Below are 11,147 nucleotides of genomic sequence, written 5' to 3'. Positions count from 1 at the left end.
CACCCCAAAACGGAACAGATTTTGCTTATATTATTTTAATATATTTAGGTTGAAGGCAGAAAAATCTAAATTAAGGAATTAATATGAGTATCTTTAGTATCAATGATAACTCAAACTATGGTTCTATACTTTCACAAGCAAAAGCTAATAAAGAAAGTAAAGAAAATTCTAAAATAAGTTTTGCTAATGCTTTTTTAAAACAAAATGCTAGTAAATTAAATGAAATTCAAAGTGCAAATTCACAAACTCTAGCAAGAAGTGAAGTATTAAATTCTACTAATACAACAAATACTAGCAATAATACTAATTTTAGTATAAGTAGTAAAACAAGTTCTCCTAATTATGATATATCTAGTGAATTTAAAAACTCTATTTATACTCTAAAATATAAACAAGTAGATATAAGTAATACTTCTACTAATACAGCCTATGGTTATAGTGTAGATAAAGATGGCTATATGGGAAGTGATTTTAACAAAGCTGCAGGACTTCCTGAAGATTTTAAGATACATAAATCTACTTTGGATGAGATATATAACTTTAATGAAGCACAATATCAAGATATAAAAGAACAGCTAGGAATTTCTCGCTATTTTACCAATATCGATATGGCTGATACCATAAAACAATACTATAATCAATTTAATCAAATTGTTAATCATACTTTTAATGATACCAATAAAACAAGTTTCACTGAAGCAGATATAAATTCTATGCCCAAGGGTTATATTTCTGTTGGCTATAAAGGTTTAGATTTTTCAGATCAATCCAACCCTTATAATGCATTAGGACTAGTTAATCATTCTAACACAAAAGTAACTAATGTTTTTAAAACAGATGATGAATTTCATGAAGCTCAAGCAATACAAATGGGAATGATGGGTATTGATTTTTATCCGCAAAAATTAAATATATCAACTCAAAGTTTATCACAAGGAGCTTTAATGGAAGGTGGATTTAATCCTGATATGTCAGTTTATCCACAAAATGAAGATGGAAGTTATTCTAAAGAAGCTTTGTTTATGAGCTTTTTAAAATCAGAAGGTGGTTATATGGTTGCAGGAAAAAATACAACTATTGCACCGCAAGCAATGAATTATAATCTTAATGTTGCCAAACAAAGTATTCCAAAATACTCTAATGTAGATTTCGATGACATTATGACAGGTAAAGTTGATTTTGCAAGTTTATTAAAAGGCTATGCACAAGATGGCTGGCTTGATGCAGATATATATGCAATGGAAAAAGGAGTTGCTTGGCAAAATACAAGCATAGGTTATGGTGGAGCTTGGTTTGATAATCAGTTTAATCAAGCAAAAGCTAATGGCTGGAAAGCAAGTAACCAAAGTATAGATTCTTATGTTAATTCTATAATGGATAGATTAAATAATCTTATAGGACAAACTAGGGTTTAGGAAGTATTAATTTTTTAAGTTTGAAATAAATTGCTAATAACAAAATAAGATAAAATTAGTATAATTTTTTTTACAAAAAAATTTGAAAGGAAATTATGAAAAAAATTATTTTGATTTTTATCTCTTTTTTTGCTTTAAATTTGAGTGCAAAAGATTTGGTTGTAGGAATGGAGCTTGGATATCCGCCTTTTGAAATGAGCGATAAAACAGGCAAAGCAAGTGGAATTAGCGTGGATTTTTTAGAAGCTTTTGCAAAGAAAAACGGCTATAAACTTGTAGTAAAAAATATCGCTTGGGATGGTTTAATACCTGCTTTAAAAACAGCCAAGATAGATCTTATTATGTCCTCTATGACAATTACCGATGAGAGAAAGAAAGTGGTGGATTTTAGCATTCCTTATGCTAAGGCAAATTTGGCTATTTTAACTCCTTTGAACTCTGATATTACAAATATCAAAGATTTAGATAAAAAGGGCAAAGTTTTAGCCTTAAAGCGTGGTTCTACAGGGCATTTATATGCGGTTAAAAATTTAAAAAATGCAACTATTAATTTATTTGATAAAGAAAACGCTGCTATTTTGGAAGTGATTCAAGGTAAGGCTGACGGGTTTTTTTATGATCAACTTACGATTTATCGTACTTGGCAAAAACATCAAGATGCAACTAGAGCCATTTTGGCACCTTTTCAAGAAAATCCTGAGTTTTGGGGTGTAGCAGTACAAAAAGGCAATGCAGAACTTAAAAAAGAGCTTGATGAATTTATTGCAGAAAGCAAAAAAGATGGGCTTTTTGATTCTTTAGGAGAGAAATATCTTAAAGATGTTAAAGATACTTTTAAAAAGAATAATTTAGAATTCTTTTTCTAAGAAGGATTTTCCTTCTTAGGTTACAAAGCTTTCCACAAGCCTTTGCACTAGCAAATTCCATCCATCCACTAATACAAAAATTAAGAGTTTAAAAGGTAAAGAGATCATAGTAGGAGGTAGCATCATCATACCCATAGCCATTAAAACTGAGCTTACAACCATATCTATGACTAAAAAGGGCAGGTAGATTAAAAACCCTATTTCAAAAGCGGTTTTAAGCTCTGAAATCATAAAAGCAGGAACTAAAACCGTAAGGGGAACATCATTTATGGTTTTGGGATTAGGTAGATTGCGTATGCGATAAAAAAGGGCTAAATCTTTTTCGCGAGTATTTTTAAGCATAAAATCTTTAAAAGGCTTTGCTCCTTTTATAAAAGCCTCTTCATAGCCTATTTTTTCTGCTAAATAAGGTTTTATACCTTCATTATAGGATTTTGTAGCTACAGGTTCCATGATAAAAAAAGTTAAAATTAAAGCCAAGGTTACTAAAATGGTATTAGGTGGCATACTTTGCGTCCCCATAGCTTGTCGCAAAAATGAAAATACCACAATAAGACGCAAGAAAGAAGTCATAACAAAAACTATACTTGGAGCGAGCGCAAGTATGGTTAAAACAATCACTATATTTAAAGTAGTAACAAGCTGATTAGGTGTATTGGGTGCACTTAAGCTTAAATTTACTGTAGGAATAGTTGCTTCAGCAGCAAATAAGCTCATGCTTAAAAGTAAAAATAATAATATTTTTTTCAAAATTTAAAAACCTTTTTTTGTTTTTTACTAAAGAAATTTAAATTTTATCTTTTGATGACTAAAAACTAGTTTAAGGGTATTAGGATTTTAACTTTAAACTGCTAAAATAGTCTTTTAGACTTCTTAATAACAAAGGTAAAAAATGAAAACTTCTATTTTGATTTTAGCAGCAGGATTAGGCACTAGAATGAAATCACAAAAGCCAAAGGTTTTGCAAGAGCTTTGTCAAAAAAGTATGATTTTACACATTTTAAAAAAGGCTTTTGCTTTAAGTGATGATGTAAGTGTAGTTTTATCGCATCAAAAAGAACGCGTTGAAAAAGAAATTTTAGAACACTTTCCAAAAACACAAATTTTAGAGCAAGACTTGCAAAATTATCCAGGAACTGCGGGAGCTTTAAGGGGGTTTGAGCCTAAAAATGAAAGAGTGTTGATTCTTTGTGGCGATATGCCTTTGGTTGAGCAAACAAGTTTGGAAGCTTTGTTGGGTAATAATGCAAAATTAAATCTAGCAGTTTTTAAAGCAAGAGATCCTAAAAGTTATGGCAGAGTGGTGATAAAAAACGATAGCGTTGAAAAAATTGTTGAATTTAAAGATGCAAATACACAAGAAAAAGAGATAAATACTTGCAATGCTGGGGTTTATGTGATTGACTCGAGGCTTTTAAAAGAGCTTTTACCTTTGATTGATAACAATAATGCGGCAAAAGAGTATTATTTAACCGACATTGTAAAACTAGCAAAAGAAAAAGATGTGATGATTAAAGCGGTTTTTGTAGATGAAGATGAATTTATGGGGATTAATGATAAATTTGAACTCAGTATAGCTGAAAATTTTATGCAAGAAAAAATTAAAAAATACTGGATGCAACAGGGTGTGATTTTTCATTTACCGCAAAGCACTTTTATAGGTGCAGATGTTGAATTTGCAGGTGAATGCGAAATATATGAAAATGTAAGGATAGAGGGCAAAAGTAAGATTATAAACTCCATTATTAAAAGTTCAAGCGTGATAGAAAATTCCATCGTAGAAAATAGCGATGTAGGGCCTTTGGCACATTTGCGTCCAAATTGTGAGTTAAAAAACACTCATATAGGAAATTTTGTAGAATGCAAAAATGCGAAGTTAAATACCGTAAAAGCAGGGCATTTGAGTTATTTAGGAGATTGTGAGATAGATAGTGGAACCAATATAGGCTGTGGGACTATCACTTGTAATTATGATGGGGTAAAAAAGCATAAAACCATCATAGGAAAAAATGTTTTTGTAGGTTCTGATACGCAATTTATCGCACCTGTAAAAATCGAAGATGAAGTGATCATAGCAGCAGGAAGCACAGTAAGTGTCAATGTAGAAAAGGGTGCTTTGTTTATCAATAGAGCAGGGCATAAAATGATAAAAGATTATTATTATAAGAAATTTCAAAAATGAAAACCATACTTTTAGCCATTAGCGGTAGTATAGCTTTTTATAAATCTTATGAGCTTATTTCTTTGTTTAAAAAAGAAGGCTTTAGGGTAAAAGTTTTGCTTTCTAATGGTTTGTTAAAATTTGCTAGCAAAATGAGTTTTGAAGCCTTGGTTGATGAAGTTTTATGTGAGGAAAATGAAAGTTGGCAAAATTCAAACAATCACATAGCTTTTAGCAAGGATGTAGACCTTGTTTTGTTTGCTCCTGCAAGTGTTAATTCTATCAATAAACTTGCTTTTGGTATAGCGGATAATCTTTTTATCCAAACCTTAATCGCAGCAAATAAACCTCTTATCATAGCTCCTGCGGCAAATACAAATATGTTTCATTATTTTAGCACGCAAAATTCTTTAAAGATGCTTAAAGAAAATAAAGCTTTGATTATAGAGCCTATTTGTAAAGTTTTAGCTTGCAAAGATGAAGGCGTAGGAGCCTTAGCTGAAGTTAAGGATATTTTTAATATCACCAAAAGAGAACTTTTAAAAGAAAAGTTTTGGTGTGATAGAAGTGTAGTTATCACAGGTGGCGGCACAAAAGAAAAGATCGATGATGTGCGTTGTGTGAGTAATTTTTCAAGTGGAAAAATGGCAAAAGCCATAGCCGATGCTTTTTATTTTTTAGGAGCTAGGGTAAAACTTTTAAGCTCTGTGGAATTTGATACGCCTTATGAGCTTTGCAAATTTGAAAGTTCTAAGGATTTAAAGGAGCTTTTGGATAAAAATTTAAGCCATGACTTTTTGATTATGACAGCTGCAGTGAGTGATTTTATCCCTCAAGGTATAAAAGGGAAAATTAAAAAAAATGAGCATTTGCAGGGTTTAAATTTATATTTATCTTTAAACGAAGATTTGCTTAAAACTTGCAAATTTCAAGGCAAAAAGATAGGTTTTAAGATGGAATTTGATTCTCAAAATGCCTTAGAAAATGCGAAAAAATCTTTAAAAGATAAGCAACTTGATATGGTTTGTCTTAATATCATTGATCAAAAAAATTATTTTGGAAGTGATCAAAATGAGCTTTATTTTATCACTTTAAACAATGAAAATAAAAGCACTTTGCAAAGCAAAGAAAAATTGGCATTTGAATTAGTAAAATGGTGTGAAAAATTATGAGTATGATTAATTCTACCTTGCCTATACAAATGAAAGTTTTGGCTAAATCAGGCTATGGGCATTATACGCTTTTGTTAAATCACAAAAAGATTCAAACCAAAAGCATGATAGAGCTTGAAATTGGTGCTGAATATTTAGCTGAACTTTATATGCAAAATGGTGGAGTTATACAATTTAAACATCTTTCAAAGCGTCCTAATTTTAAACCTTTTGAAGAGGGATTGGCTTTGATAATCGCTATTTTAGAGGATAAAATTTCTTATAAAAAATTCATTATACAAAATCTTTTAGATTGTAAAGATATAGAGCGTTATCAGATATTAAAAGAAATGCTTTTTGCAAGTTTTGAAAATATTTATCATATTCCTTTTAACTTTGAAAATAAATCTTGCTTGTTTCAAATGCGTAAAAGAGCAAAATATTTAGAAATTTACTTATATTTTAGTGTTTTTGGAGCTTTAAAAATTTTAATAGACTCGCAAGGCATTAGTGTTTTTACACCTTTTGCCAAGGTGCAAAAATTTTTAAACGAACATTTAGATTTTAATGTATTGCAAGAAAACAAGATTGAACCTTTGTTTGTTTTCAAAAGGCTTTTTGATTTTAAAGGATGAAAAATGAATGAATTAAAACACCTTGCTGTTGTTATGGATGGCAATAGGCGCTGGGCTAGGGCTAAGGGTTTTTTGGCAAAACTTGGATATTCCCAAGGAGTCAAAACTATGCAAAAATTGATGGAAGTTTGCATAGAAGAAAATATTTCAAATTTAAGCCTTTTTGCTTTTAGTACGGAAAATTGGAAGCGTCCTAAAGATGAAATTGATTTTATTTTTGAACTTTTAGATCGTTGTTTAGATGAAGCTTTAGAAAAATTTGAAAAAAATAATGTGCGTTTAAGAGCTATAGGTGATTTATCGCGTTTGGAAGATAAAGTAAGAGAAAAAATTACCTTAGTTGAAGAAAAAACAAAGCATTGTGACGCACTTTGTGTTAATTTGGCTATAAGTTATGGTGCAAGAGATGAGATTATAAGAGCTGCTAAGCGTGTGATTGAAAAAAAACTTGAGCTAAATGAAGAAAATTTAACGCAAAATTTAGATTTACCTTTAGATGTGGATTTGATGCTTCGCGTTGGAAACGCTAAAAGACTTTCAAATTTCTTACTTTGGCAGTGTTCATATGCTGAAATTTATTTTAGTGAAACTTTATTTCCATCTCTTACCAAGAGAGAATTTAAAAGGATTATTAAAGAATTTAGAAATAGAGAAAGAACTTTTGGAAAATGATATTTTTCATAATAATTCTAGGGGCTTGTTTGGGTTCTTTTTGCACAAGTTTGGCAAGTAGGATAATTGAAAAAAAGCCCTTTTTTATCTCGCGCTCTTTTTGTTTTTCTTGTGATACAAAATTAAAATACTATGAACTTATTCCTATTTTTTCTTATATTTTTTTAAAGGCAAAATGTCAAACTTGTAAATGTCATTTGCCTATTTCTTTGTTAATCAATGAAATTTTAGGCGCAATTTTGCTTATTTTGGTTTATTCTTTAAGTCAAAATTTTTATGATTTTTTATTTTTATCTCTATTTTTATTTAATCTTTTCTTACTTTCTTTAATTGATATTAAACTCAAAGCCGTACCACAAATTTTACTTTGGAGTGCTTTTTTATTTGCTTTTTTTTACGCCTTTAGGGAAAGTGAAATTTTACATTTTTTGATTTTTAAAGAGTTTAGTGGAGGTTTTTTACTAAATGCTTTTAGTTTTGGAGGATTTGTTTTTTTATTAAAAAGTTTGGTTTTTTTTCTAATGAATTTCCAAAAAAAAGATGAAATTTTAGAAAATTTGGGTGATGCTGATATTATTATTATGTCTTGTATAGGTGGAATTTTAGGTTTTGAGTATGGATTTTTAGTATTATTTATAGCTTCTATTTTGACTTTGCCTTTTTTTATTTTTTTTAGAATTAAAGCAATAAAAGAGCAAGAACTTGCTATGATACCCTTTTTAAATATCGCTTTTGTGGCAGTTTTATTTTATAAAAACTTAGGATTATTCTAATGAAGCTTAGTTTAAGATATGTTTTAAATCAATTTTTAAGTACGAATTTGTCTATATTTTTCGTACTTTTTGCTATTGTATCTATGGTGTTTTTTATTCAACTTGCAAAACTTACTTCAAGTATAGAGATTAGTTTTTTGGATCTTTTAAAGCTTTATGGGTTTATGTTGCCTAGAATTTTAATTTTTACCTTGCCTATATCTTTTTTTATTTCTTTAACTTTGGCTTTGTTTAGGCTTTCTAAGGAAAATGAAAGCATAGTGCTTTTTACTTTGGGATTTTCACCAATGATTTTGGCAAAATTTTTCCTTAAAATTGCAAGCTTGATTAGTGCTTTTATGCTTGTTGTGGCTTTGGTAATGATACCTATAGTATTTGAACTTCAGGATAACTTTGTAAACTATAAAAGCACTCAAGTGAAATTTAACTATAAAACAGGAGAATTTGGACAAAAATTTTTAGACTGGATGATTTTTATAGAAAAACAAGATAGTGATAAGTATGAAAACATAATTATGTATCGCCCTAAACATAAAGCAGATGATAAAGAACAACTTATCATAGCCAAAGAAGCGCATGTGCAAAGAAAAGATGATAGCTTTGCTTTTAGCTTAAATCAAGGCAAAATGTATAATTTTGAGCAAGGTCAAAGTATTTTTAGTGGAGAATTTGACACTTTAGTAGTAAATACTCAGTTTAATACAGACAATCTTCAAACAAAGAAATTTTATGAATACTGGAATGATTTAAACGAAAATCCACAAAGAGCAAGAGAATTTGTGATTTATACAACTATAGCCTTGTTTCCACTTGCTAGTACGCTTTTTGCGCTTTGTTTTGGTTTGGTTACTTATCGTTATGAAAAAGGCTATGTGTATTTAGGTATGTTTGGAGTGATTGCTATATATTTTGGACTTTTAAGTTCTTTTTCTCAACCTCCAATTTTGGCTTGTCTTGGAATTTTTTCTTTAAGTTTATTTGTTTCGGCTTATTGTTTTAAGAAAATGATTTTGAGTCGATATTGATGAAAATAAAAATTATATTTTCTTATGATGGCTCTGCTTTTTTAGGTTCTGCTACTCAGCCTCATAAAAAAGGTGTTCAAGATGCTTTAAGTGGGGCCTTATCGCATTTGGGTATTTTTTCACCTCTTTTGATGGCTTCTCGTACAGATAAAGGAGTACATGCAAGCTATGCTGTAGCTAGTGTGGAGTGTGGAGATTATTTTACTAATTTAGAATATCTTCAAAAACAACTTAATAAATTTTCTCATCCTTTTATCCATATTAAAAAAATTGAAAAAGTAAAAGATGATTTTGAAGTAAGATTTGATGTAAAAAGTAGAGAATACCGCTATATATTTTCTCACGCTTCTTATAGTCCTTTTATGGCTTCTTATGTACATTTTTATCCTAAATTTGACCTAGGTAAAGCTAATGAACTTTTGGGTTTTTTTGTAGGAAAAAAGGATTTAAAGTTTTTTTGCAAAAGTGGAGGGGATAATAAAACGACTTTAAGAGAAATTTTTATTGCTAGAGCTTATGCTTATAAAGATTTTAGCATTTTTCATTTTAAAGCTAATGGTTTTTTAAGAGGGCAAGTTAGATTAAGCGTAGCAAGCGTTTTAAAAGTTTTAGAAGGAAAAATGAGTGAAAAAGAACTCAAAGAACAGATTGAGGCTAAAAAGCAATACAATCACTTTTTAGCACCGCCAAATGGGCTTTATTTAAGCCGTATATGTTATTAAAAACTTTCATAGAAATTAAAAGCCTTTTGGGTTAAAATTTTTCTTATTTCTTCTTGATGTTCTTTACCTTTGGTTTCTAGGGTAATTGAAATCATCGCATCGCCATAATCAAGCTTGGTAGAAAATCTATCATAGTCGATTTTTACTATATTTGCATTGGCTATTTTTAAGCTGTCTGTAAGGTGTAATAATGCCCCAGGTTTATCTACTAAAGTAACATGAATTTGCATTTTTCTGTAAGATTTAAATAAACCTTTTTCTATGATGATATTTAGCATTTGTGCATCGATATTGCCTCCGCTTAAAACTACGCCAATTTTTTTATGATTTTGTGTATTTATTTTTTGATGAAGCAGGGCGGCTACACTCGCAGCTCCCGCACCTTCGACTATGATTTTATGTTTTTCGAGTAAAAACAATACCGCATTAGCTATTTCTTCATCATCAACTTGGATAAAATCATCTACACATTCTAAGATAATGTTAAAATTTATAGGATTTGCATCACGCACAGCAATACCATCGGCTATAGTGCGTACGCTTTTCGCATTTTTGATTTTTTTAGCATGAAAACTTTCATACATTGCAGGAGCTCCTTTGGCTCCAACTCCAATGATTTTAATGTTAGGATTGATTTGTTTAGCTGTACTTGAGATACCGCTTATAAGCCCTCCGCCTCCAACAGGTGCAATAATCATATCAAGATCGCTTATTTCATCAAGCATTTCAAGCATTAAAGTTCCTTGTCCTGCCATTACAAATTCATCTTCAAAAGGATGGATAAAGCTAAGATTATTTTCTTTAGCATAAGAGGTTGCAAAAGCATAGGCTTCATCAAAATTATCCCCTCTGAGCATCACCTCTGCTCCTAAGGCTTTTGTAGCAGAAACTTTTAAGAGTGGAGTGGATTCTGGCATTACGATAACTGCTTTAATGCCAAATTTTTTTGCACTAATGGCCACGCCTTGAGCATGGTTTCCCGCACTTGCTGCAATGACTCCATGTTGTTTTTGTTCAGTGCTAAGATTGGCTATTTTATTGTAAGCTCCACGAATTTTATAAGCACCTGTAATTTGTAAATTTTCATTTTTAAGATAAATCTCACTTTGACAAATATCACTTAAAAAAGAAGAGTATATGAAAGGAGTTTTGTTTACAAACCCTGAAATTTGTTGTTTTGCTTTGTAAATTTTATTAAGCTCTAACACTATTTTTCCTTTGTTTTAAAATGCGGATATTCTAGCATAATGCAACGATTTTGTATAAAATTTATATCTAATTTTTTACATTCTTCTTTGGCTGTTTCATTACTAATATCAAGTTGAAGCCATAGGTTTTTAATATTTTTTTCAACAAGCTTAGGAAGAATTTCTAGCGCCACTTCACCTTTTCTAAAAAGTATAAGTGTATCGATTTTTTCTTCTATTTGATCTAAATTTCTATAAACTTTTTCATTTAAAATAAACTCTTCTTTAGGATAAATAGGAAAAATTTTATAATTTTTTCTTTGTAAAAATTCTGCTACCCTATAAGAAGCTTTTGTCTTATCTGGACTTAAAGCAAATATGACAATATTTTTACTTGTATTTATAATATAAGAGATAGTTTCTTTTTCGTTCATTGTTAACCTTTGTTTTGGTATTTTATCTTAAATGATTAAAAAATTAACTAAAGTGAATTCAAAAAATGAAAAAAGTGTTATAATATAGCAAATTCCGAAGTTTAAT

Annotated in this window: 12 protein-coding genes; 9 read left to right on the top strand and 3 right to left on the bottom strand. The window is 30.0% G+C overall.

All coding sequences use genetic code 11. The features are described 5' to 3' along the window. Positions 1 to 83 precede the first annotated feature (83 nt). Both BGS40_RS07920 and BGS40_RS07915 read left to right on the top strand, forming a co-directional pair. The gene (locus BGS40_RS07920) at positions 84 to 1,415 is read left to right on the top strand and encodes a Cj0814 family flagellar-dependent secreted protein (RefSeq protein WP_096738594.1); all 1,332 of its coding nucleotides are present in this window, start codon (positions 84 to 86) and stop codon (positions 1,413 to 1,415) included. Positions 1,416 to 1,510: 95 nt separating this feature from the next. Then, positions 1,511 to 2,281, top strand: coding sequence for a transporter substrate-binding domain-containing protein (locus BGS40_RS07915; protein WP_052795033.1), 771 nt, complete (start codon positions 1,511 to 1,513; stop codon positions 2,279 to 2,281). A 15-nt stretch (positions 2,282 to 2,296) separates the two neighbouring features. Here BGS40_RS07915 and fliP read toward each other — a convergent pair whose 3' ends face one another. Beyond that, positions 2,297 to 3,031: a flagellar type III secretion system pore protein FliP gene (gene fliP, locus BGS40_RS07910; RefSeq protein ID WP_096738593.1), complete on the bottom strand. Its 735-nt coding sequence runs from the start codon at positions 3,029 to 3,031 to the stop codon at positions 2,297 to 2,299. A 142-nt stretch (positions 3,032 to 3,173) separates the two neighbouring features. Between fliP and glmU the strand changes: the two genes are divergently transcribed. From glmU to truA, 7 genes are read left to right on the top strand one after another with little or no spacing between them, the layout of a single operon-like run. Continuing rightward, complete coding sequence (gene glmU / locus BGS40_RS07905; protein WP_096738592.1) at positions 3,174 to 4,463, top strand: bifunctional UDP-N-acetylglucosamine diphosphorylase/glucosamine-1-phosphate N-acetyltransferase GlmU; 1,290 nt, start codon at positions 3,174 to 3,176, stop codon at positions 4,461 to 4,463. Further along, complete coding sequence (gene coaBC, locus BGS40_RS07900) at positions 4,460 to 5,614, top strand: bifunctional phosphopantothenoylcysteine decarboxylase/phosphopantothenate--cysteine ligase CoaBC (RefSeq protein ID WP_052781863.1); 1,155 nt, start codon at positions 4,460 to 4,462, stop codon at positions 5,612 to 5,614. Before glmU ends, coaBC begins: the two co-directional genes overlap by 4 nt. Next, complete coding sequence (locus BGS40_RS07895; protein WP_052781862.1) at positions 5,611 to 6,228, top strand: hypothetical protein; 618 nt, start codon at positions 5,611 to 5,613, stop codon at positions 6,226 to 6,228. The genes coaBC and BGS40_RS07895 overlap by 4 nt, the downstream gene beginning before the upstream one ends. Positions 6,229 to 6,231: 3 nt before the next feature. Further along, positions 6,232 to 6,900 (top strand): polyprenyl diphosphate synthase, encoded by a 669-nt coding sequence (uppS, locus tag BGS40_RS07890; RefSeq protein WP_052781861.1) that lies wholly within the window; start codon positions 6,232 to 6,234, stop codon positions 6,898 to 6,900. Beyond that, entirely contained in the window at positions 6,897 to 7,673 is a 777-nt protein-coding gene (locus tag BGS40_RS07885; protein ID WP_087691934.1) for a prepilin peptidase, read from the top strand. Before uppS ends, BGS40_RS07885 begins: the two co-directional genes overlap by 4 nt. After that, entirely contained in the window at positions 7,673 to 8,698 is a 1,026-nt protein-coding gene (locus BGS40_RS07880; protein ID WP_002856798.1) for an LptF/LptG family permease, read from the top strand. Before BGS40_RS07885 ends, BGS40_RS07880 begins: the two co-directional genes overlap by 1 nt. Next, positions 8,695 to 9,420 (top strand): tRNA pseudouridine(38-40) synthase TruA, encoded by a 726-nt coding sequence (truA, locus tag BGS40_RS07875; RefSeq protein WP_096738591.1) that lies wholly within the window; start codon positions 8,695 to 8,697, stop codon positions 9,418 to 9,420. Before BGS40_RS07880 ends, truA begins: the two co-directional genes overlap by 4 nt. Here the strand turns inward: truA and ilvA are convergent. Both ilvA and BGS40_RS07865 read right to left on the bottom strand, forming a co-directional pair. Continuing rightward, positions 9,417 to 10,628 carry a threonine ammonia-lyase gene (gene ilvA, locus BGS40_RS07870; protein WP_087691933.1) on the bottom strand — a complete coding sequence of 404 codons (1,212 nt, stop codon included), beginning with the start codon at positions 10,626 to 10,628 and terminating at the stop codon, positions 9,417 to 9,419. The genes truA and ilvA overlap by 4 nt on opposite strands. Then, positions 10,628 to 11,041, bottom strand: a complete 414-nt coding sequence (locus tag BGS40_RS07865) for a CoA-binding protein (protein WP_002858783.1) — start codon at positions 11,039 to 11,041, stop codon at positions 10,628 to 10,630. Before BGS40_RS07865 ends, ilvA begins: the two co-directional genes overlap by 1 nt. Between the last annotated feature and the right edge of the window lie 106 nt (positions 11,042 to 11,147).

The organism is Campylobacter sp. 107, assembly GCF_002383835.1.
Classification (GTDB): Bacteria; Campylobacterota; Campylobacteria; order Campylobacterales; family Campylobacteraceae; genus Campylobacter_D; species Campylobacter_D jejuni.
Note: the sequence above shows the minus strand (reverse complement) of the source record. Positions and strands in the feature narration are given on the sequence as shown.

What these genes read in the sequence shown, in the direction of transcription:
- BGS40_RS07915 (WP_052795033.1), top strand. Translation starts at nt 1,511, where the DNA reads ATGAAAAAAATTATTTTGATTTTTATCTCTTTTTTTGCTTTAAATTTG.
- BGS40_RS07885 (WP_087691934.1), top strand. Translation starts at nt 6,897, where the DNA reads ATGATATTTTTCATAATAATTCTAGGGGCTTGTTTGGGTTCTTTTTGC.
- BGS40_RS07865 (WP_002858783.1), bottom strand. Translation starts at nt 11,041, where the DNA reads ATGAACGAAAAAGAAACTATCTCTTATATTATAAATACAAGTAAAAAT.
- coaBC (WP_052781863.1), top strand. Translation starts at nt 4,460, where the DNA reads ATGAAAACCATACTTTTAGCCATTAGCGGTAGTATAGCTTTTTATAAA.
- BGS40_RS07920 (WP_096738594.1), top strand. Translation starts at nt 84, where the DNA reads ATGAGTATCTTTAGTATCAATGATAACTCAAACTATGGTTCTATACTT.
- glmU (WP_096738592.1), top strand. Translation starts at nt 3,174, where the DNA reads ATGAAAACTTCTATTTTGATTTTAGCAGCAGGATTAGGCACTAGAATG.
- uppS (WP_052781861.1), top strand. Translation starts at nt 6,232, where the DNA reads ATGAATGAATTAAAACACCTTGCTGTTGTTATGGATGGCAATAGGCGC.
- BGS40_RS07880 (WP_002856798.1), top strand. Translation starts at nt 7,673, where the DNA reads ATGAAGCTTAGTTTAAGATATGTTTTAAATCAATTTTTAAGTACGAAT.
- BGS40_RS07895 (WP_052781862.1), top strand. Translation starts at nt 5,611, where the DNA reads ATGAGTATGATTAATTCTACCTTGCCTATACAAATGAAAGTTTTGGCT.